Source organism: Kiritimatiellia bacterium (assembly GCA_018001225.1).
GTDB lineage: Bacteria > Verrucomicrobiota > Kiritimatiellia > CAIQIC01 > JAGNIJ01 > JAGNIJ01.
Window position 1 is genome coordinate 15130 of record JAGNIJ010000028.1, and the last position, 23175, is coordinate 38304.

The following is a 23175-nucleotide window of genomic DNA, read 5'->3' on the forward strand; positions in this document are numbered from 1 at the left end:
GATTCTGAAGCATGTTGGAGGGCGGCGGGCCTCCGCCGCCGTGCCGGTTCTCCCCTCCTCTGGAGGGGTCGGGGGTGGGTGCGAATCGTGCGCGTTCAGCCAGAAAACGGCGCTACTCCTGCTCGGCCGCGGCCCGGCCGAGGTCGAAGGCCATCAGGTTCTGCTCCACGATGGTCGCGCCCTTGTAGTCGAAGAATTGCGCCACGGCGTCCCGGATGACTTCCGCGGGAATCATCAGGAACGGCGAGGCGGCCCCGAGCAGCACGCTGTTGACCGCGCGCACGGTGCCCGCCTTTTTCGCCAGGGCCTCGGCGTCGAGGAGCCGCCGCTTCTGCAGCCGGTCGATGTGGGCGATCAGGGCCTCCGTGGCCGGGTAGGTCTTGAGATTGCGGACCGGCACGCGGTTGGCCACGAGCACGCCGCCGTCGTGTTTCAGCCACGGCAGGTGGCGCAGGCCCTCCATCGGTTCCATCGCCAGCAGCAGGTCCGCCTTGCCGCGCCCGATCAGGTCGGAGGCGATGGGTTTCTCCGAGAGCCGCAGGTGCGAGACCACGGCCCCGCCGCGCTGGGCCATGCCGTGCACCTCGGACTGCTTCACGTGCAGCCCGCGCTCGATGGCCGCGGTCCCGATGATCCCCGCGATGGTCAGGATGCCCTGGCCGCCGACGCCCGCGATGAGTATGTCCTGGTGGGTCATGGGAAAGGGTTCAGGGTTCGGGGTTCAGGGGTCAGTGGGGCCGTCGGCCCAAGGGGCCGGATGGAAGCAGAAAAGAGACCTCAACGTCCAACAACCAACATCCAACTTCCAACGTCCAATTGAAGCATTTCCGCGCCTTGGAAGTTGGGCGTTGGGCGTTGGGCGTTGGACGTTGAAACAAATCATGTTGAGAGCAAGTTCCATATCCAGTGCCTAAGATCAGGGGTCAGGTTTTTCGGGCCTTGGCGGTCACCACGCATTCGCGCCGGGAGATGATGACCGACGGGCCCTTGTAATCCATTTCCCGGCGCAGGGTTTCGACGTTGGCCTTGTGGTTGCCCGGCAGGGGCACGAGCACGTGGACATGGTCCGGGGCGACGCCGAGGCCCTTGACGATCTCCTCCAGCCGGCCCGCGGCGGGCACGGGCTGTCCGCCGGTCATGCCCGTGGTCAGGTTGTCCGCGATGATCAGGGTCATCGGCGTCTTGTCCTCCACGATGTCCAGCAGGCCGGTCAGCCCGGAGTGCATGAAGGTCGAGTCGCCGATCACCGCGACGGAGGGATGCACGCCGGCCTCGGCCGCGCCCTTGGCCATCGTCACCGAGGCGCCCATGTCCACGCACGAGTTGATCGCCTCGTACGGCGGCAGCGCGCCGAGCGTGTAGCAGCCGATATCCGAGAACACCCGGCCGCCCGGGTGGTCCGCCATGGCCTCGCGCAGGAAATCGTAGGTGTTCGCGTGCGGGCAGCCCGCGCAGAGGGAGGGCGGCCGCGGCACGACGTCGGCCGGGACCTCGTGCGTGTGCGGCGCGGCGTGTCCGAGCGCGTGCGCCACGATGTCCGGGTCCAACTCGCCCGCGCGCGGCAGGGTGCCGTCCAGCCGTCCGCGGATCGAGCCCTCCCGGGCGTTCACACCGCGCATCAGGTCTTCGACGAGGGGGTAACCATCCTCGAGAACCAGGACGGACTCGCAGCGCTCCAGCATGCGCGCCAGCGCTTTGCGCGGAGCCGGATACTGCGAGAGCTTCAGCACGGGATGGGGGCAGGCCTCGCCGCCGTAGGCCTCCCGGAGATAATTCACCGCGATGCCGCAGGCGACGATGCCGAGGGAGCGGTCGGAGCCTTCCTCCAGGGTGTTGTACGGCGACTTTTCCGCGGCGCCCTCGAAAGCGCCGATCTTCTTCAGCAGTTCATTGTAGTTGCGCCGCGCGATCGCGGGCAGCAGGACGAACCGGCGCGGGTCGTCGTGGAACGCCAGCGGGTTTTGCGCGCGGGGCTGCTCCACCCGGCGCTGCACGTTCGCGCGGGAGTGGGCCAGGCGCGTCGTGAGGCGGACCAGCACGGGCACGCCCCAGCGCTCGGAAAGGTCGAAGGCCTCGCGGACCTGGTCGTAGGCTTCCTGCTGGTTCGCGGGCTCGAAGAAGGGGATCTGCGCGAAGACGCCGAAGTAGCGGCTGTCCTGCTCGTTCTGGCTCGAGTGCATCGAGGGGTCGTCGGCGACGACCACGACCAGCCCGCCGTGCGCGCCGGTGATGGCCGCGTTCATGAACGGGTCGGCGGCGACGTTGAGCCCGACGTGTTTCATGCAGGCCATCGCGCGCTTGCCGGCGAACGACATGCCGAGCGCCTCCTCCATGGCCGTCTTCTCGTTGCAGCTCCAGGCGGAGCGGATGCCCAGCGCGCGGGCCTCGGCGGATTTCTGGATATACTCCGTGATCTCGGTTGAGGGCGTGCCGGGGTAGGCGTACACCCCGGAGATCCCGGCGTCGATCGCCGCCTGCGCCACCGCCTCGTCGCCTAACCAGAGGTGCATGCTGCCCTTGCGCGTACTCATGTCCGAAGACCGGGTATTAACGATGGATTACCCGCCGTGCGCAAGTTTTTTCCGTCGCACGGGCGCCTTGCCGCCGCCCGGGAAAGCTGGTAAACAGGATGCGTGGGACGGCGGGCCCTGGGGCATGGCTAAAGAAACAATACTGCTGGTGGACGATTCCGAGGCGACGCGGAAGGTGCTTGCCGCGAACCTGTCACGGCAGGGATACGAGATTCAGGCCGCGGCCTCGCTGGCGGAGGCGCGCGAGGCGGTGAGCCGGAGTGTTTTCGACGGGATCCTGCTCGACCTGGAACTGCCGGACGGCAACGGTTTGAATTGGCTGCCCGAACTCCGGGAGAGTCAGCCCCATGCGGCGATCGTTATCATCACGGGTACCGGCGACATCCCGTCCGCCGTTCAAGCCATGCAGCAGGGTGCGGACCATTTCCTGACCAAGCCGGCAAACCTGGATGAACTGATTGTATTTCTGCGCAAGGGACGTGAGTTCAGGGACTTGCGTCGCAGAAACCAGTACTTCAGCGGCGTGGCAAGTCGACAGTCAATGTGCTATTTTGGAGCAAATTCAATCGTCAGAAACATGCTTCGGTTGGCGGAAACGGCGGCACGGAACGGTTCGGTGGTCCTGCTTTTCGGGGAGACGGGCTCCGGCAAGGGGATCCTGGCGCGGTGGATTCACGCGCACAGCGCCCGCGCGGATAAGCCCTTCGTGGATATCAACTGCTCGAGCTTGAAAGGCGACCTGCTGGCCAGCGAGATGTTCGGCCACGCGCGCGGCGCCTTCACGTCCGCCGTCGACGCCAAGCAGGGCCTGCTGGAGGCGGCGGACGGCAGCACGCTGTTCCTCGATGAGATCGGCGACATGGACCCCGGCGTGCAGGCCTCGTTCCTGAAAGTGATCGAGGAGCGGCAATTCCGGCGGGTCGGCGAGGTCAAGGTGCGCCGGAGCGACTTCCGGTTGATCTGCGCGACCAATCACGACCTCCAGCGGCAGTGCGAACAGGGCCGCTTCCGCAAGGACCTGTATTTCCGGATCAACGTGTTTCCCATAGAAGTACCGCCGCTGCGCGAACTCCGGGACGACATACCCGGCCTGGTCCGCCACCTGGGGCGCGAGCTGGCCGGGCGGGATCTGGAGTTGGCGGCCGGGGTCATGCCTTTGCTGGCCGAATACGATTGGCCCGGGAACATCCGGGAACTTCGCAACGTGCTGGAGCGGGCCTGGCTCTTGTCCGGCGGCGGCGAGTTGAAACCCGAACATTTCCCCGGCCTGCGATATCCGGATGGAGGGCGGCCGGCCCTGGCCGCCGGGTCGCTGGATCTGAACCGGGCCGAGAAAGAAAAAATACGCGAAGCACTTCGCCGCTACGACGGCAACGTTGAGCGGGCCGCCGAAGCCCTCGGGCTTTCCCGGGCGACCCTCTACCGGCGACTGAAAAGCCTGTCCGATTGATCTGAAGCATCCGCCATGCCTTGGAATCCGGGACCCACCGGTCTGGCGGGAGATCCAGCCTCCAGAGACGTCCGGTGGAGGGCGGACCTCCCGCGATGCCATGCGATGTGCTTTCTTTCTCCTGCACCAACTCATCCATCCGGCCCTTTCCCGTCGGGACGCGCCATTCCAAGGCACGCGGTCGGGCGTTGCCGCCGGCATGCCGGGCCGTCCGTCTCGAAATAAGACGCGCGTCTCTTTTCAAGACAGTTCCGCCCCTTCTCCATAATTGCAACAAATTGCAAATTAGCGAGTTATGCGCTCCCTGCCCGGCTGGCACGATTGCTGCATAGAGGCAGGCGTACGTGCCAAGCGGTTTGCTCATGAGGAAGACTTGCACAACGCCCGATTTGTGTCGCGGATGCGGTTCCGGTGGCCTCGATACCGACCGAACTAGAAGAGCGGCCTCTATAGCAGGCTGTTCCCTCCACAACGGCGGACCCTTGGCACGGGACATCGAAACGCCGGGCCGCATCCGCATTTTCCGCATCCCACATCCAACGCCGCGATGGAGCGCGGTCGTGGCCCTTCACCGGGCAGCACCCTGGAGGTATTCGGCATCATGAACCTGGACATTCGCACCGTCTTCTTCAGCTATGTCATCAGCAACGCCCTGTGCGCGGCCGTGATGGCGCTGTTGTGGCGCCTCCATCGCCGGCGCTACGAAGGGATCGGTCACTGGCTGGCCGACTACTTCATGCAGTTCATCGCCCTGGGCCTGGTGGCCCTGCGCGGGCAGGTGCCCGACGGGGTCTCGGTGGTCCTCGCCAACGGCCTGGTCGTGGGCGGCACGATGATCCTGTACACGGGCCTGGAGCGCTTCCTTGGCCGGCGCTCGTCCCCGGACCGCCATTACCTGGTGCTGGCCGTGTTCCTGGCCGTGCACGCCTGGTTCACGTGGGGGCAACCCAACGTGCACGCGCGGAACATCAACGTGTCGCTGGCGCTGCTGGTGGTCTGCGGCCAGTGCGCCTGGCTGATGCTCGCGAGCCGGCATCCGGCCCGGCCGCCGGGCGCGCCGGTCGTCGGGATGGTATTCGCCGCCTACAGCCTGTTCAGCCTGGTCCGTCTCGCCGCGCTGGCGGGGGGGCTCCGCGGGAGCGGCGATTTCGGCGCCACGTCCTTTGACACGCTGACGATCCTGATCTACCAGATGCTGTTCATCGCGCTCACGCTGGCCCTGTTCCTCCTCGTGATCCGTCGCAAGGGCGACGAGCTGGAGGCGCAGGGGAAGGCCCTGCGGGAGCGGGCCTCCCTGGTGCACGGCCTGTTCGATCACATGGTCAGCGGCGCGATCGTCTTCGAGGTGCGCGCCGACGGGGCCGGGGGGGACGACTACGTGCTTCGGGAGATCAACGCCGCCGGCCAGGAGATGGAAGCCCGGCCGCGGGAGGAACTTGTCGGCCGGACGCTGCGCGAATTGCGGCCCAACATACGCCCCGACGGCTTGCTCTCCGCCCTTCGAAAAACCCGGCAAACCGGGCAGCCGTCCTTCCTGCCGGCGACGTTCTACGAGGACGAACGCTTCTCGAGCTGGTACGAGGCCCAGGTCTTCATGCTGCCGTCCGGGGAACTGGTGGTCCTCTACAACGACGTCACCGCGCGCCAGCGCGCGGAAACCATGTTGCGGCAGAACATGGAGGAGATCGCGCGCATGAACAAGGTGATGATGAACCGCGAGGAACGCGTGCTGGAATTGAAGAAGGAAATCAACCGCCTGCTGGCGGAGGCCGGCCGGCCCGCCCGCTTCGAGGCGGCATGAGCAACAACCGGCCGTGAGGTTTGGGGAAGGTGCGGGCGTGAACGCGGGACAAAAACAGGGGACGGCGGGACGGCGCCTCGCTGGGCTGGCCTGCGCGGGCCTGCTCCTGGCCGCCGGCGGCTGGGGGGCCGGAGTGGCGACCCGGGCGGCGGACGCGGACCTGCGCGGCGGGCTGTTGGAGCAGGCGGTGGCCATCGCGCACGCGTTGGACCCTGCGCTGGTCCGCGCGCTGTCCTTCACGGCCGCCGACCGGGACCTCCCCGCGTTTCAGCGAATCCGGCATTACCTGCGCACCTACGCGGAGGCCGCCGGCCTGCGCAGCGTGTACACCATGGCCCGGCGCGGAGACACCATCTTCTTCGGGCCGGAAAGCCTGTCCGCGAACGACCCGTTCGCGTCGCCGCCGGGAACCGTGTACGAGCAACCTTCCCCGGCGGACTGGACGGCCTTCGAGACCGCGCGGCCGGCCTCGACCGGCCCGCAGACGGATGAGTACGGCACGTTCGTGTCGGCCCTCGCCCCGGTCCTCGATCCGCTCACGGGCGAGGTGCTGCTGCTGGTGGGCGTGGATGTGGAGGCGAGCCAGTGGCGTGTCCGCCTGGCGCAGGCGCGGCGATTTCCCCTTGCCATGGCCGGGGGTCTGCTGGGCTTGCTGTTCCTGGGTCTGGCGCTGCTGGAGTGGCGCGACCGGGGCGCGGGGGCGCGTCACGCCTGGTTGCGGCACGCGGAGACCATCCTGATCGCGGCCTTGGGCCTGGCGCTGACGCTGGCCGTCGTCCGCCTGTTCCGGGACGAAGAGCGGCGCACCCGCGAGGCGCGTTTCAAGACCCTGGCCCGGGTGCAATCGTCGGGCATCCTGGACGAGCTGCGCGACCTTCAGAATCGCATCGAGGCGCTGGCCGGCTTTTTCGAGGCCAGCGAGCTCGTGACGCCGGCCGAGTTCCGCGCCTACGTCGAGCCGCAGATCCGTTCGAGCCTGGCGCAGCGCTGGCTCTGGCTGCGGTCCGTACCGGCGGGGGAGGCGGCGGACACGGAGGACGGTGCGCGCCGCGAGGGGATGGCCGACTTCCTCATCTGGCAGCCGGACGAGGCGGGAGGCCGCGCCGCGGCCGCGGGGCGCGACACATTCTACCCGGTTGTCTATATGGCGCCGGCCTCCAACCATCTGGCCGCGCTGGGCTATGACATGGGCTCGGACCCGATCTACCACGCGGCGATCGAGGAGGCCCGGCGGACGGGCCTGGCCGCGGCCTCGGATCCGCACCCGCTGATGGCGGCGCCCGGGCACCCGTCCGGCCTGGCGATATTCCGGTCGGCGAAGGCGGCCCCGCGGGAAGGCCTCGTGGTAGCGGCGGTGCGCCTGGACGCGCTGACCGCCTTCCCGCGCCGCCGCGTGACCGGCGTGGATTCCCCCGTCGTGAACGGCTTCTTCCAGTTGGAGCCGGGCCGGCCCCCTCTTTGCCTCTCCACGTCTTCCCCGGAGCATCATGCCGGGCTGCTCTGCTGGGAATCGGACTTCGCCCTGCGGCTGCCCGCCTTCATCTTCGGAAAGACCTGCGCCATCGTGGCGCACCCCGACCCGGCCTGGGCGGGGAGCGACAGGATTCCGGGGAGCGGGATCGTCGGCATTTCCGGCCTGCTGCTCACGGTGCTGCTCGCCGGTTTCGTCGGCTCCCGCGCCCGGCAACAGGCGCAACTGGAGAAGGAAGTCCGGGCCCGCACCGCGGCCCTCCTCGAAAAAACGGACGAACTGGAGAAGTTCTTCTCCAGCTCGCTGGACCTCCTCTGCATTGCGGACACGGACGGCGGCTTCCGCCGCCTCAACCGGGAGTGGGAAAAAACGCTGGGATACCCCCTGGCGGAGCTGGAGGGCCGGCGCTTCCTGGACCTGGTCCATCCCGACGACGTGAACGCCACGCAACAGGCCGTCGCCACCCTCGCCCAGGGCGAGGAGATCCTGAAATTCATCAACCGCTACCGGTGCCGGGACGGCTCGTACCGCTGGATCGAGTGGCGGTCGTTTCCGTCGGGCCGGTTGATTTATGCCGCGGCGCGTGATATCACCGAGTCGCGGCGGACCGAACAGCAGTTGAAGGAGCAGCTCAATGAGCTGCGCCGCTGGCAGCAGGCGATGCTGGGCCGGGAGGGGCGCATCGCGGAGCTCAAGGCCGAGGTGAACGAGCTGCTGGTACGGGCCGGCGGGCCGCCGCGGTACGCCGGTTCGGCGGGCGCGAAGCCCGGCGCCGGAGGAGAGAGGGGGGGCGCGTCGTGAACGCCAATCTGTTCGTGCTGATGGCCGAGGCGATGGCGGTCTACCTGCTGGTCCTCTGGACGCATTCCCTGCGCCGCCGCGCCGGGCTCGGGCCGTTCTACGCGCTGCTGGGCGGGATCACGGCGGTGATGTCGTGGGTGACCGACGCGGGCGTGGTGGTCCAGGCCGGCGGGATCACGTTCATGGTCGGCTCCACCGTGTTCTATACCGCGCTGCTGCTGGGCGTGTTTGTCGTGTATGTCTTCGACGGCCCGCCCGCGACGCGCGTCGCGATCCTGACCGTCGCCGGCGTCTCGGCCATGGTCCCGGTCATCGCGGCGGTGTTGCACGTGCAGATGAGGCTGCTGGACGCCGCCCCGCTCGGGTACGTGCCCCTCCCGAGCCTCCGCATCAACGCGGCGTCGGTGGCGACCACGGCGGCGGACCTGGTGTTCCTGGCCGTGGCCTGGGAGTTCCTGGGACATCCGAAGTTCCGGATGCCCGCCTGGACGCGCGCGTTCCTGACCCTGCTCGGGGTCATGTGGCTGGACGTGCTGCTCTTCGCCACCGGCGCGTTCGCGGGAACCCCGGGCTATCTCGGCATCATGGGCGGCACGCTGGTCAGCCGCTTGTTCATCGCCCTCTTCGCCTTCCCGTTCCTCTACGCCTACCTGGAGTGGCAGAGCCGCGAAACCGGGTTCGCGATGGAACCGCGCCCGATCCTGGCCATCCTGAAGCAGGTCGCCCGGGCGCGCGCGGAACCGGACCCGGCGCAACAGGAAGTCGCCGCGCGCCTGCGCATGGAGGAGACGTTGAGCGGGAGCGCGGAGCGCTACCGCGCCTTCCTTGACGCGACGGACGATCTCGTCTTCATCAAGGACGAGGACTCCCGCTATCTTTTTGCCAACCCGGCGGCCGCGCGGTTTTGCGGCCGCCCGCTTTCAGACCTCCTGGGGTGTCGCGACGAGGACCTGATGCCGGCCGAGGCGGCCGCCCGCTGCCGGGATACCGACCGGCAGGCCCTGGCCTCGGACGGCGTCGTGGTGTCGATCGAGACCGTCGCCGGCCGCGTGTACGAGACCCGCAAGTTCCCCCTGCCGCTCAAGAGCGGCGGCGCAGGGGTCGGCGCCATCATCCGCGATATCACCGAGAACCGGAAGACAGAGGAGAACCTTCGCTTTCAGGCGCAGTTGCTGGCCAGCGTCGGCGAATCGGTCGTCGCCACGGACCTGGAAGGCCGGATTCTCTACTGGGGGCCGGGCGCCGAGAGGCTGTACGGCTACGCGGCCGCGGAGGTCATGGGCCGGCCTTACCGGCAGTTCGCCGGCCCCCTCGAGCCGCCGGAGGAGGAGATCTTCCGCCGCGAACTGCTCGCGAAGGGCGCCTGGCGGGGCGAGTATGTACAGAAAAAGCGCGACGGCACGCTGTTCCGGTCCGCCACGGCGGTGTCGCTCGTGACCGACGGGAACGGGCGGCCCGCGGGATTCATCGGCATCGACCGGGACATCACGGAACCGAGGGCGTCGGAGCAGGCGCTGCGCACGAGCGAGGCCCAGTTGTCCAACGCGTTGCAGATCGCGCGCGCCGGCCACTGGGAGTACGACGTGGCCAGCGACACGTTCACCTTCAACGACCACTTCTACCGGATCTTCCGCACCACGGCCGCCGCGGTGGGCGGATATGCGATGCGGTCCGCGGACTACGCGCGCCGGTTCTGCCACCCGGACGATGCCGCGCTGGTGGCCCGGGAAATCGAGGCGGCCATCCGGACCGCCGACCCGAATTCCAGTCGCCAGATCGAGCACCGCATTCTCTATGCCGACGGACAGGTCGGGTACATCGCCGTGCGATTTTTCATCGTGAAGGACGACCAGGGACGGACGATCCGCACGTACGGCGTGAACCAGGATATCACGGAACGCAAACAGGCCGAGATCCTGCTCCGCGAGCAGATGGAGGAACTCCGGCACTGGAACAAGATCACGCTGGGCCGCGAGCAGCGGATCCTGGAGCTGAAGCACGAGGTCAACACCCTGCTGGCCCAGGCGAACCGGCCGGCGAAATACGACAGCGTGGAGGCAGGATGAAGACGGGGCGCCAGATGTACGCGGGAATGGCGTTGCTGCTGGCCGTCCATGCGGCGGCCGCCGCGGATGCGCCCATTCTCTCGGGCTGCGAGTACGACTATCCGCCCTACTGCGTGGTCGCCCCGGACGGCCAGGCCGGCGGGTTCTCCGTGGAGTTGCTCCGGGCCGCGCTCAAGACGATGGGCCGCGAGGTGACCTTCAAGGTCGGAGCGTGGTCCGAGATCAAGCAGGACCTTGCCGAGGGGCGGCTCCAGACCCTTCCGCTCGTGGGCCGGACGCCGGAGCGCGAGGCGCTCTACGATTTCACCATCCCGTACCTTCCCGTTCACGGGACGATCGTGGTGCGGGCCGACAACCAGGACATCCGGACGACCGCCGACCTGAAAGGCCGGCAGGTGGCCGTGCTGAAGGGCGACAACGCGGAGGAGTACCTGCGGCGCTCGGACTTCGGCGCAACGATCGTGCCGCGGCCCTCGTTTGAAACCGCCCTGCGCGAGCTGTCCGCCGGGCAGCACGACGCGGTGGTCATCCAGAAACTCGTCGCCGTTCAGCTCATGCGGCAGGCCGGGATTACGAACCTGCAGGCCGTCGGCCCGCCTCTGAAGGATTTCACGCAGAGCCTTTGCTTTGCCGTGCGCGAGGGGGACAAGGATCTGCTGGACATCCTGAACGAGGGGCTCTCCATCGTCATGGCGGACGGCACGTTCCGGCGGCTGCACACGAAGTGGTTCGCAGAGCTTGAGGCGGAGGGTCGGCTTCGCAGCCGAATCGTGGTCGGCGGCGACAACGCGTATCCCCCGTACGAGTTCCTGGACGAGCGCGGCCGGCCCGCGGGATTCAACGTGGACCTGACGCGGGCCATCGCCCGGCGCATGGGGCTGCACGTGGATATCCGGCTGGATACCTGGGCGGCCGTGCGGACAGGGCTGGAGCGCGGCGAGGTGGACGTGCTGCAGGGCATGTTCTACTCTGCCGAGCGGGACGAGACCATAAGCTTTTCCCCGCCGCACTCGATCGTTCAGTACGCGGTGGTCGTGCGCCGGGGTTCTCCGCTCCCGCAGGGGGCGACGGATTTGAAGGGGCTCACCCTTCTCGTGCAGAACCGCGACATCATGCACGACTGGGCCGCGGCCCGGGGTCTGGGCGCGCAGGTGGAACCCGTGGACTCCCAGAACACCGCGCTCGGCCGCCTGCGCGCGGGGGCCGGCGACGCCGCCCTTGTGTCGGTCGTCCAGGCCCACTACTGGATCCAGCACCACGGGTGGGCGGACCTCGACGTGTCCGAGGCCGCCCTGTTCTCGCCGGAGTATTGCTACGCCGTCCGCCGGGGGAACGAACGGTTGCTCGCCCTGTTTTCCGAGGGGCTGGCCGCGCTCAAGGCCTCGGGCGAGTACCGGCAGATCCAGGCCCGCTGGCTGGGCCCCTACGAGCCCTCCGGCGTGCCGGTGCGCCGGGTCATCGCCCTGTTGCTGGGCGCGCTGGCGCTGGCCGCGTTCTTCGCGGTCACGGGCGTGGTGCTGCGCCGGCAGGTTCACCGGCGCACGGCGGAGCTGCGCGCGAGCGAGGCCCTGTGGCGCAGCTACGTGGAGTATGCCCCCTACGCCATCTTCATCGGCGACAAGCAGGGCCGGCACGTGCAGGTCAATCCCGAGGCCTGCCGGATCACGGGCTACAGCCAGGAGGAGATGAGGGCCATGGGGCTGACCGATTTCCTGGCCCCCGAATCGCGCGAGGCCGGCCTGCGGGACTTCGCCCGGCTGAAGGAGACGGGTGAGGCGCGGGGCGAGTACGCCTTCGTGACGAAAAGCGGCGAAAGACGTTGGTGGACCATCGCCGCCGTCAAGCTGACGGAGGATCGCTACCTCGGCTACGTGAGCGACGTGACCGAGCGCCGGGCCGGCGAGAACAAGATCCGGGCCGCGCAGGAGGAGACGCAGGGCCTGCTGGAGGAGGCCCGGCTGGCCCGGCGCGCCCTGTTGAGCCTGGTCGAAGACCAGCGGCTGGCCCAGGAGCAGCTTCGCACCCTCACCGAGCGGCAGGACGCGCTGCTCTCCGCCGTCCCGGACATCATCATGGAAGTGGACGCGAACAAGGTGTACACGTGGGCCAATCCGGCCGGCCTCGAGTTCTTCGGGCCCGACGTGATCGGGCGCGAGGCGCGGTACTACTTCGAGGGCGAACAGGACACGTACCGGCGCGTCCAGCCGCTCTTCGACGGCCGGGGCGAGGTGATCTACCTGGAGAGCCTGCAGCGGCGCCATGACGGGCAGAAGCGCCTGCTGGCCTGGTGGTGCCGCGTGTTGAAGGACGAAAAAGGCCGGGTGACCGGCGCGCTCTCCACCGCCCGCGACATCACCGACCAGAAGAACCTGGAGGAGCAGTTCCGCCAGGCGCAGAAGATCGACGCCGTCGGCCGCCTGGCCGGCGGCGTGGCCCACGACTTCAACAACATGCTCGGCGTCATCCTCGGCCACGCGGAGATGGCCTTGGAGCAGGTCAAGCCCATGCAGCCGGTGTACGAGGATCTCCAGGAAATCCAGCGGGCGGCGCAGCGCTCCGCCGACCTCACCCGCCAGTTGCTCGCTTTCGCCCGCAAGCAGACCGTCGAGCCGCGCGTCCTGAATCTCAACGAGACCGTCTCCGGCATGCTCAAGATGCTCCGCCGGCTGATCGGCGAGGATATCGAGCTGGTCTGGCAGCCCGGCCCCGGCCTCTGGCCCGTGTGCATCGATCCCGTCCAGGTGGACCAGGTCCTCGCCAACCTCGCCGTCAACGCGCGGGACGCCATCCGCGGCGTCGGGCAGCTCACCATCCGCACCGAGAACGTGACCGTGAGGCCGGCGGATCTCGCCGCCCACGCCGACGCCTCGGCGGGCGAGTACATCCTGCTCAAGGTCAGCGACACCGGCGCCGGCATGGACCAGGCCACCATGGCGCATCTCTTCGAGCCGTTTTTCACCACCAAGGGGCTGGGCAAGGGCACGGGGCTGGGCCTGGCGACCCTCTACGGCGTGGTCAAGCAGAACCACGGTTTTATCGACGTGGACAGCCGGCCGGGCCGGGGCACCGCCTTCAACATCTACCTGCCGCGGGCCCTCGAGGAGGAGACGGGCGAGCCGGCGAAGGAAGGCCCATCCTCCGTCGCGGGCACGGAAACCATCCTGTTCGTCGAGGACTCCGAATCGCTGGTCAAGCTGGTGACGACGCTCCTGAAGAAGCGGGGCTATAACGTCCTGGCCGCCGGCCTGCCGACCGCCGCCTTGGAAATGGTCCGGAACTACCCGAACCCCATCCACCTGCTCATCGCCGACGTGATCATGCCCGGCATGAACGGCCGCGAAATGGCGGATCTTATCCGGGCGCAGCGGCCGGAGATCCGGGTCATTTACATGTCCGGTTACACGGCTGACGTCATCGCCCATCACGGCGTGCTGGAGCCCGGCGTGGACTTCCTGCAGAAACCGGTGTACGGGAAATCGTTGTTGGCGAAGATCCGGGAAGTGCTGGACCGCGAGTCCGGCGCCCCCGGCGCGGAATCGAAAGCGTGATCGAACCATGAGTGAGATCCTGGCCGGTCAGATGGACTATGCCCTGCTGATCAGCGGGATGGCGTGGCTGTTCGCGGCCGCGGCGGCCTGGGGCCTGGCCCGCGAGCCCGCGCCGGCCGGCGCCTGGCGCTGGTTGGCCTGGTTCGGCGTGGCCCAGGGCCTGGCCGACTGGACGGATATCCTCCTGTTGATCCGGCCGGCGGCGCCGGGCCTGCTGCTCGCCCGTCTCCTGCTCCTGCTCTTCGCGTCCCTTGCGCTGGTGGAATTTGCGGCCGCCCGTTTCCGACCGGCCGTCCGCGGCGCGCTCGTCCGGCACGCCGCCGTCTTTATCCTGGTCGGCATGGCCTTCCTGGGCGGCGCGGCCGGCGTGCCGGGATTCCTGGCGGCGCTGCGTCCGCTGCTGCTTCTCCCCGCCGGACTTTTCGCCGCGGCGGCGTTGTGGCGGCCGGGCGGGGCCGCCACGCCGGCATCGGATCGTTTGCCGGTGGCCGCCGGAGGCCTGGCCGGCTATGTTCTGGTCCAAGGGTTGGTTCTTCCCGCCGTTCCGCTGGGGATCGCCGGCTGGCTGCCGACGGAGCCGCTGTTTGCCGCTGTGCTGCGCGTCCCGCCTGAACTGGTCCGCATGGCGGGCGCCATCCTGGCCGGTTCGGCGCTGCTCGGCCACTACAACCGCATGGTTCGCGCCGCGTCGCCGGAAGGCATCGCGCGCCGCGGCCCTTCGCCGCTCCTGGGGCTGACGCTGGCCATGGCGGGCATCTTGTCCGTCGGGTGGCTGTTGACCCAGACCGCCGGGCGCACGCGCGCGGCGGCCATGCGGAATGAAATCCGGCTGCGCACACAGATCGCCGCCGCCGCCGTGCCGCGCGAACCGGTCCTTGCCCTGCGATGGGGCGATGCGGACCTCGAGTCCGCCGGCTACCAGGCGCTCAAGGCGCTCATGATGAGCCTGCGCGCGGCGAACGCCGATCTTCGCTTCGCCTCCCTGATGGGCGTGCGGGACGGGGAATCCTACGTGCTGGTGGATTCGGAGCCGCCCGATTCGCCGGACTACTCGCCGCCCGGCCAGCACTACGCCGAGGCGGACCCGGAGTACAATCGCCTCCTGGCCCGGGCCGAGGACTTCGTCATCGGCCCGCTCTATGATCGCTGGGGCGCCTGGATGACCGGCGCCGCGCCGGTCGCCCGGCCCGATCCCGGCACGGTCGTGGCCCTGGCGCTGGACCTGGACGCCGGAGGCTGGGCCGTCCAGGTCGCCCTGGCGCGTCTGCCGATGCTGCTCCTCGTGCTGCTGGTCAGCGGGCTGGTCGCGGTGTTCTTCGCGATCCAGGGCCGGACCCGGGAGGCCGCTCGCGTCAAGGCCGCCCTGGCGGACCGGATCCGATCCCAGCAGGAGGCCATCGTCAGCCTGGCCCGCTCCGGCGTCCCGGCCTCGGGTGATTTTGCCGCCGCCGCGCGGGAACTTACGGAACGGGCGTCGGCGGCCATGAGAGTCGAGCGGGTCAGCGCCTGGCTCGGTCAACCGGGAACGGGAAGCCTGCGCTGCGTGGATTTGTTCGAGCGCTCCACGGGCCGGCATTCGAGCGGTATGATCGTGCAGGCCGAGAACTGCCCGCGCTATTTCGAAGCCCTGGCGACGGACCGCGCCATCGATGCGTCCGACGCGCCGCGCGATCCGCGCACGGCGGAATTGCAGGCCGACTACCTTGCCCCGCTGCGCATCGCCTCGCTGCTGGATGCCCCCATCCGGGTTTCCGGCCAGGTCGAGGGCGTGGTGAGTTTCGAGCAGGTCGGAACGCCGCGAACCTGGCAGGCGGACGAGATCCGGTTCGCCGGCGAACTGGCCGACCATGCGGCCCAGGCGCTGCTGGCCGCCGATCGCGCCCGCTCGGCGGCGGAGCGCAAGGAACTGGATGACCGCATGCGGCAGGTACAGAAGCTGGAATCGCTGGGGATCCTGGCCGGAGGCATTGCCCACGATTTCAACAACCTGCTCATGCCGATCATGGGCCACGCGGACATGATGAGCGAGGAACTGCCCGCCGACTTCCCCTATCAGGCCAACCTCAAGGAAATCGTTGGCTTGACCGAGAAGGCCGCCGATCTTTGCCGCCAGATGCTGGCCTACGCGGGCCGCGGGCATCCGTCCGCCGAGCCGCAGGACCTGTCCCGGCTGATGCTGAAAATGCACGCCATGCTGGAAGTGGCCGTGGCCCGGCGGGCGGGGCTGGAGTACCGGATGGCCGGATCCCTGCCGCCGGTCAACGTGGATGCGGCGCAGTTCCGGCAGGTCGTGATGAACCTGGTGCTCAATGCCGCCGAGGCCGTGGAGGCGCGGAGCACCGGGGATGGGCGGATTGTTATCTCGATGGGCCTGGCGGACGTGGCGCGGGGCTACCTGGATGCATGCGCCCCCGGCACCTCCGCCCCGCCGGGGCGCTACGTGTTTCTAGACGTCCAAGATAACGGCGAGGGCATGAGTGCCGAGACGCTCGCGCGGGTGTTCGATCCGTTTTTCTCCACCCGCTTTGTCGGCCGCGGCCTCGGTCTTCCCGCGACACTTGGCATCGTGCACAGCCACGGCGGGGCGATTCACATGGAAAGCCAGCCCGGCGAAGGATCGACGTTCCGTCTCCTGCTGCCGCCGGCCGCCGCCCAACCGGCTATCCCCGCCCCGGCACGTCCCCCCGCGTGGCGCGGGCACGGCACGGTCCTGCTGGTGGACGATGAGGCGCCTGTTCGCCATGTGGCCCGGCTGATGCTGGAGAAAATAGGGTTCCGGGTCCGGACGGCGGCGGACGGGCGGGAGGCCCTCGAGCAGTTCCAGGCGCAAGGCGGCGATATCGACATCGTCCTGCTGGACCTGACCATGCCGGGCCTGAAGGGCAACCTGGTGCTCGACGAACTGCGGCGAATCCGGCCCGGGGTGCGCGTGGTTCTATCGAGCGGTTTCGAGGAAAGGGATGTGCGATCCCGGATTGCGGGTGCCGAGGATGTCGGCTTCATTCAAAAACCCTATACCCAGGCCAAGTTGGCCGAGCAACTCGGCCGCTGGATGGATTCCTCCCCGGGCCGCGAGGGCGAAGGAACATGACACCCGCCACGGAAACGCTACGGCCGGCCTTCGACACGTTGTTCGGAGCCCGGTGGAGCGTCGCGCTCGTCGAGCCGCCGGAGGTCGCGCCTGCGGTGGAGCCGTTTCACTCCCCCGACGCGCCGCCCCCGCTCTGGGCTCCTCCCTGGCCGTTCCTGTGCCTGCGCGCGTATCTGATCCAGCACGCGGGATGCGCGACGCAATTCGTCGACGCCCGCCTCTCCGGCGGAGACGGGGAATGGACCTCGTCGTTGCGCGAGGGATCCGGCCCGTGCGCCGTCGTGGTCCGCGCGGCGGGGCCGTGGCTGGAAAGTGTCGCGGCCACGTTGAAGGCCGTCCGGCGCGCCGTGCCGGCCGCCGTCACCGTCGTTTGCGGCGACGCTGTCACCAACTTCCCGGCCGCGGTCCGGAACCTCCCCGCGATGGACTATGCCATCCGCGGCGATCCGGAACCGGTGTTGAGAGCCCTGCTGTACCGCCTGGAGCATGGGCGCCCGTTCGAGAGCCTGCCGGGATTGTGGCGCGCCGGGCAACCGGAGCCCGCTCCCGCCAGGAACGCGGACCTCGACAGCCTGTTCCTGTGGGAGCCCGAAGGCATCGCCTGGTCCGCTTACCGGCGGGACGAAGGCCGTCGCGCCGCGATGCGTCTGACGCGCGGTGCGGAAAGCCATGAAAGCTCGCCGGCCGCGTGCCGTGCGGCCTCTCTCGATCAGGCGGCCGCTGTTCTCGAGCAGTTCGGTCCGCTTGGAATCGCCGAGGTGCAGCTCGATGACCCGCCCGGCTTCTGGACGCTCCCGCGGCTGGAACGCTGGTGCGCGAAGCTTCAGGCCCGGAACAACGGCCAAGCCTGGAGCCTTCGGCTTTTTCCCTATCCGCTCCCCGCGTCGGTCCGGGAAAACCTGGCGGCCTCGGGCTGCGTCCGAATCGAGTTCGAGTGCCCGGCGGCGGGACGGGACGCCCTGGCGCGGCACGATTTCCATCTTTCCCTGCCGGAGTTCCGCGAGACCATCCGGCCGTTGAATGCTCTCGGCATCGCCTGCCACTTTCGTTTCGAGTTCGAAAGCCCGGAGTCCGTGCTCGAAAGTGTGCCCGGACTCGATCGACAGCTTCTCGCGCTCGACGGCCCCTCGTTCACGCTCGCCGTGGCCGAGCCCGGCCCTCCGCCGGGTTCGGCCGGCGCACGGGATTTTTCGGCCGCGCTCGTTCTGGCCGGCCAGGGGCTCTGCAAGAGTCCGCGCCGCTGGTGGCGCGATGCGCGGCGCGGGGCCCGGCATGCCGCGCGCCGGCGGATCGATCGCCTGCTGGTCGTGCTCGCTCGCGGCACGCGGCTTTATGCTGATCCGCCTCTGGTGGAGAACGCCCCCGCGCGCCTCCCCTCGCCGCCGGTCGAGCGGCGGGGCTTCGCGGGAGGGCTGCTCTTGTTCTGCGTCCTCTACGGCGTGGCCTTTCCGCTCTGGTTCGGCCAGTGGGCCTGGCTGACCTGGAGCCAGTCCCGCGGAGGATGGTACGCCGACGGCACGATCAAGTTCATGGCCTTGCTGGAATACGGCTGGATCGCCTTCATCACGCTGGCCGGGATGCGAGCGGCCTGGTGGGTCTGGCGCGGGTATCCAGGGGGACGGTCGCGGGCCCGCTCCTATATCGCGCTGCGTGCCGCCGGCTTCGCAGCGTGCTATGCGCTGTTGAGGCTCCTCTTCCGGCATCGGGCCGCGCCCGAAACCTGGATCATCCTTCAGGCGGCCTGGACCGGGCAGTTGGCGCGAGAAGGACTGCTCTTCATCCTGTGGGGCCTTTACTTATGGCGGTCTGCGCGGGTCCGTGCGACGTACGGCGGACTGGTCTGCCGCGCTCGCGTCAGGAGCCCGGACGACGGGACGTTCGATCCCGGTTCCTGCGCTTCCACCATTGAATGAAGGCCCAGCCGAGCAGTGAACCTCCGGCGAGCACCAGGGTCGAGGGCTCGGGCGTCTGCGGCGGAGGCGGAGGCCCGTCGCCCGTGTAATCGTAGGTGACGCTCACCGTCCCCGAGACACTCAAGGGATCGATCTGCTGCTGCGCCCCGCCCAGGCTGCCGAGATTCAGATACTGGCTCGCGTTGAGTGTGAGCGTGTAGCTGCCCGTGCCGATGAATCCCGTCAGCGAGGACCAGAACATGCTGGCCACCTCTCCGGATGAAGAACGTGACACGGATTGGCCGAGGACTTGCCCGTAGTCGCTGCCCTGCGCGCTGAAGTTGGCCGTTCCCCCGACTTCCGCGTCGCCGTCATTGGCGGCGAGGCTCACGCTGTTGGAAGTCGAGGCGACCACCGTGCCTATCGGATTCTGGAAGCTGCCGTTCAGCAAGACGACGTCGGCCGAGGTCAGGGTCGCTTGCCCGCCGAAACCGACGGTGCTTGACGCGGCGCCCGTGCTGTCGTTGTCCACCCGCAGCGCGCCGCCGTTGGCATACAGTACGAGCGTGATGAGAATGGAATTGATCGTGCCCCACGCCGGCTGGTCGAACTGGTTGAATTCCAGGTCGGCCGTCAGGTTCGGGATGCCGGAAAAAACCTCGGTCTCCGTGATGGTGGCGGCCCGTCCGGAAAAAGTCAGTCCGGTTCCGAGAAGGATCGCCATGCCTGCCTGAATAATGCGCTTCTCGATCATGTAGCGACCGTCTCGTTGCTCAATGTTCCTAACCTGACTGCGGTGATGCCGGCACCGGACCGAAAAGCCAATTTACAGGAGCAAGTCTAATGAGCCCCCTTTTCTTCGTCTGTAGTCCATGCAGCGGATTTTTTTGTAGGAATCGCCCTACAGATGCTGTAGATTGAATGGTGTCGCATCTGTTGACGCACGCGATTGTTATTGGGTAATCGGATATGAAAAGAATGCCGGAGGCATCCGGGAAGAAGCGGATATTCATTGTTGATGACCATCCTTGCACCCGGCAAGGGCTCGCCTCCGCCATCGACGCGCGCGACGATCTCTGCGTGTGTGGCGAGGCCTCGGGATGGCACGAAGCGATGGAGAAGATCGAGCGACTTCACCCGGATGTCGTCATGCTCGACCTGGGCTTGCCCGATGGATACGGATGGACGCTGATCGAGCAGTTGAAGGCGAAGGATGCGCTGCCGCCTACGATTGTCCTTTCCATGTCGGACGAGGAGTACTTCGCGCCACGCTTGCTCCGGGCCGGGGCCCGTGGATACATGATGAAGACCGCGCCCCTTCCGCTATTGGTGGAAGCCATCCATAAGGTGCTGGCGGGTCATATCGCCGTCAGCGACAGGGTGGCGTCCCGCTTGATCTCCAAGGGTACACAACTGGCAGCGGACGCATCCGAGGGTGTCGGAAACTGGGACCGTTTGAGCGATCGGGAACTTCAGGTTCTCGAGCTCCTTCGGCAGGGACTGCGAGCCAGGGATATTGCCGGCCAGCTGGGCATCAGCCGGAAAACAGTGGATACCTACAAGGCGCGCTTGATGGAGAAACTGGGCATCCAGACGGATATCGAACTCCGTGGCCGTCCTGCGGGGAACTCCCCTCCATCGTGATCGTTGACCGCATACGCCCTCCCGGACTGCTTGCGAAACCTCCTGTCCCGAATTGCCGGGCTGTGCAGAGTTGATTACATTTTCCCGGTTAGCACCCGGGCCATACGCGTCAGCACCCGGTCCTTGCCCAGCACCTCCAGCATGTGGAACAAGCTAGGGCCCTCGGAAGTGCCCGAGACCGCGACGCGGACGGGATGGACCAGCGCGCCGGCGCCCTCGCCGCGTGAATCGGCCAAGGCCCGGAGCGTCTGCTCCGTGGTGGCCGCGGTGAAGACATCCAGCGCCGCGAAGCGCTCCGCCAGGGCGCGCAGACTCTCCATGGCGCCTTCCTTCTTCAGCCGCTTGTTGACCGCCTTCTCGTCGAAGGCATAGTCTTCGGTGAAGAAAAAGGCCGCCTGGTCGGCGATGTCGGTGAAGAAATGCAACCGTTCCCCCATCGCCTCCACCACGCGCGCGAGATACTCCACGCCACCCGTTACAGGCCACAGGCCTTTTTGTTCTAATACAGAACAACACCCCTTCTCCAACTCTGGCTTGGGCAGCGCGCGCATGTAGGCGCCGTTCATCCAGTCGAGCTTCTTCAGATCCATCTGCGACGGCGCCGAGCGGACCCGGTCGAGGGTAAACGCCGCGATCAGTTCGTCGCGGGTCATGATCTCCCGGTCGTCGCCCGGCGACCAGCCCAGCAGCGCCAGGTAGTTGAACAAGGCTCCGGGCAGATAGCCCTTGTCGCGGAAATCGCCGACATACGCCGCGCCGTCCCGCTTGGAGTACGGCTTGCCCTGCGCGTTGACGATCATCGGCAGGTGCGCGTATTTCGGCGGCTCGGCCCCGAGCGCCCGGAACAAGGCCAGGTGCCGGTAGGTGTTCTCCACGTGGTCGTCGCCGCGGATGACGTGCGTGATGCCCATGTGAATATCGTCCACGATGTTCGCCAAGTGGAACACCGGCGTCCCGCTAGAGCGGACGATCACGAAATCCTTCATGTCCTCGGCCCTTTTCCGAAGGACGCCCTTGACCTCGTCGCGGAACTCCATGTCGGTTCCGGGCATGCGGAAGACGATCGCTTCGCCCATGCCCGTGCCGCCCTTGTCCTCCTTGTACGCCAGGCCCTTCGAGAGCAACTGCTCCGCGGCGGCTAGGTGCGCGGGCGTCCGTGTGGACTGGTACAGCGGCTCCTCGTCGAACGTCAGCCCCAGCCAGTTCATCGCGTCCAGCACCGTGCGGACGGCCTCGGGCGTGGATCGCTCGCGGTCCGTGTCCTCGATGCGCAGCAGGAAATTCCCGCCCTCGTGCCGCGCAAAAAGCCAGCCGTAGATCGCCGCGCGGATATTGCCGATATGTACGTGCCCTGTGGGACTGGGCGCGAAACGGGTTCGAATGTTCATCGAGAAACCTTTCCGAGCGGAAGCTTGTACACTTTGCCGGCGCGGAGTGGCAACGGAAAACCGGCCCGTTGCATGCGATCCCGCATCGGTTATAATGCCGCGACCCTGGGGTTCCATGTATACCGACGACACCATTGCGGCCATCGCCACGGCACAGGGCGAGGGCAGTATTTCGATTGTCCGACTCTCCGGCCCGCAAAGCCTGACGATCGCAGAGGGAATCACGCGCTGCCCGATACCGACGCTGTCCGGGCGGCCGACCCACACGATCGTTCACGGTTTCGTAACCGACCAGGGCAGGGACATAGACGAAGTGCTGATCCTGGTCATGCGGGCGCCGCACACCTTCACCGGCGAGGACGTCGTCGAAATTCAGGGGCACGGCGGACCCGTATCCGCCCGGCGGGTCTTGAGTTGCGTATTGAAGGCCGGGGCGCGAGCGGCCGAACCGGGGGAATTCACCCGGCGCGCGTTCTTGAACGGGCGAATCGACCTTGTTCAGGCCGAAGCCGTCCTGGACCTGGTCCGCTCCAGCTCCGATCGCGCCGCGGAGGCCGCCCTCCAGCAACTCGAAGGACGGCTAAGCAATGAACTGGAAGCCATCTACGACGACCTGATCAGCGCCGCCGCGGATCTGGCCGCAGTGCTGGATTTTCCGGAAGAGGAGATCCATCCGCAAGTCCAGGAAAGCGCCGTCCAAGTCCTTTCACGCGTCCGGACCAAAATACAAGACCTCCTGAACACATGGAACGAAGGAAGGATTCTAAGAACTGGCGCGTTTGTAGTAATTGCAGGTATGACTAATGTGGGGAAATCCACCTTATTAAATACATTGCTTAACTATAATAGAGCAATAGTCAGCCCTATTCATGGAACAACAAGGGATTTTATAGAAGAGTCATATTGTCTCAATGGAATACCTGTCCGTCTTGTCGATACGGCTGGGATTCGTTCATCTTCATGCGAACTGGAGCAGGAAGGAATACGGCGCTCCGGCGAGCAGGTGGCAAAAGCGGATTTGCAGCTGTACATGGTCGATGCCTCGCAGCCGCTTTCCGATTCCGAGGCCTCCAGTTTGCGATCAAAGACCAGGGAGAACTGTATTGTCGTTTTGAACAAGGCTGATCTTGGACTACGGATCCATGCAAGGGATCTCCCGGGCTTGGATGTGGTCACGACATCTCTCGTGGATGGAACAGGGCTCGACGTGTTGAGGAGGTTGATGGGAAAGAAAGTTGAGTGCTGCATGGGTGGCAAAACGGAATCTTCCAGCCATGCGACGATTGCGGAGCGGCACCGCAAGTTGCTTCAGTCGGCTGCCAATGAAGTGGATGCCGCCATGGACAAACTCGCTTCTGGAGACGAAGAGGGTCAGTTTATAGCCTCCGAGGCCGTTCGAGTCGCCGCCGAGAGCGTTGCACAGATACTTGGAAGACAGTACTGCGAAAGCTTGCTTGACGGCATATTCTCAAGATTCTGCATTGGTAAATAA

Annotated in this window: 12 protein-coding genes and 1 pseudogene; 9 read left to right on the plus strand and 4 right to left on the minus strand. The window is 67.1% G+C overall.

All coding sequences use genetic code 11. The features are described from left to right. Window positions 1-112: 112 nt before the first annotated feature. On the minus strand, window positions 113-697 hold the full coding sequence (locus tag KA248_10335) for an indolepyruvate oxidoreductase subunit beta (GenBank protein ID MBP7830303.1): 585 nt from the start codon (window positions 695-697) through the stop codon (window positions 113-115). 226 nt (window positions 698-923) lie between these two features. Beyond that, entirely contained in the window at window positions 924-2510 is a 1587-nt protein-coding gene (locus KA248_10340; protein MBP7830304.1) for an indolepyruvate ferredoxin oxidoreductase, read from the minus strand. A 145-nt stretch (window positions 2511-2655) separates the two neighbouring features. On the opposite strand from KA248_10340, the gene KA248_10345 reads away from it, so the two are divergent. The 7 genes and pseudogenes from KA248_10345 to KA248_10375 all read left to right on the plus strand — a co-directional run bounded on the left by KA248_10345 (window position 2656) and on the right by KA248_10375 (window position 18672). Next, window positions 2656-3981, plus strand: a complete 1326-nt coding sequence (locus KA248_10345) for a sigma-54-dependent Fis family transcriptional regulator (protein MBP7830305.1) — start codon at window positions 2656-2658, stop codon at window positions 3979-3981. A gap of 601 nt (window positions 3982-4582) precedes the next feature. Then, window positions 4583-5782: a PAS domain-containing protein gene (locus KA248_10350; protein ID MBP7830306.1), complete on the plus strand. Its 1200-nt coding sequence runs from the start codon at window positions 4583-4585 to the stop codon at window positions 5780-5782. A gap of 1270 nt (window positions 5783-7052) precedes the next feature. Then, window positions 7053-7892, plus strand: a pseudogene (locus KA248_10355) (PAS domain S-box protein). A 158-nt stretch (window positions 7893-8050) separates the two neighbouring features. After that, window positions 8051-10120 (plus strand): PAS domain S-box protein, encoded by a 2070-nt coding sequence (locus tag KA248_10360; GenBank protein ID MBP7830307.1) that lies wholly within the window; start codon window positions 8051-8053, stop codon window positions 10118-10120. After that, on the plus strand, window positions 10117-13668 hold the full coding sequence (locus KA248_10365; GenBank protein ID MBP7830308.1) for a transporter substrate-binding domain-containing protein: 3552 nt from the start codon (window positions 10117-10119) through the stop codon (window positions 13666-13668). The genes KA248_10360 and KA248_10365 overlap by 4 nt, the downstream gene beginning before the upstream one ends. A gap of 7 nt (window positions 13669-13675) precedes the next feature. Beyond that, a complete protein-coding gene (locus tag KA248_10370) occupies window positions 13676-16759 on the plus strand; it encodes a response regulator (protein ID MBP7830309.1) in 3084 nt (1027 codons plus the stop codon). Next, on the plus strand, window positions 16756-18672 hold the full coding sequence (locus KA248_10375; protein MBP7830310.1) for a hypothetical protein: 1917 nt from the start codon (window positions 16756-16758) through the stop codon (window positions 18670-18672). The genes KA248_10370 and KA248_10375 overlap by 4 nt, the downstream gene beginning before the upstream one ends. Here the strand turns inward: KA248_10375 and KA248_10380 are convergent. After that, entirely contained in the window at window positions 18614-19375 is a 762-nt protein-coding gene (locus tag KA248_10380; protein ID MBP7830311.1) for a choice-of-anchor E domain-containing protein, read from the minus strand. The two genes, KA248_10375 and KA248_10380, sit on opposite strands and share 59 nt — an antisense overlap. Window positions 19376-19620: 245 nt before the next feature. Here KA248_10380 and KA248_10385 point away from each other — a divergent pair, with 245 nt between their 5' ends. After that, the gene (locus KA248_10385; protein MBP7830312.1) at window positions 19621-20295 is read left to right on the plus strand and encodes a response regulator transcription factor; all 675 of its coding nucleotides are present in this window, start codon (window positions 19621-19623) and stop codon (window positions 20293-20295) included. Window positions 20296-20369: 74 nt separating this feature from the next. Here KA248_10385 and KA248_10390 read toward each other — a convergent pair whose 3' ends face one another. Beyond that, complete coding sequence (locus tag KA248_10390) at window positions 20370-21683, minus strand: glutamate--tRNA ligase (protein MBP7830313.1); 1314 nt, start codon at window positions 21681-21683, stop codon at window positions 20370-20372. 115 nt (window positions 21684-21798) lie between these two features. On the opposite strand from KA248_10390, the gene mnmE reads away from it, so the two are divergent. Further along, window positions 21799-23175 carry a tRNA uridine-5-carboxymethylaminomethyl(34) synthesis GTPase MnmE gene (gene mnmE / locus KA248_10395; protein MBP7830314.1) on the plus strand — a complete coding sequence of 459 codons (1377 nt, stop codon included), beginning with the start codon at window positions 21799-21801 and terminating at the stop codon, window positions 23173-23175.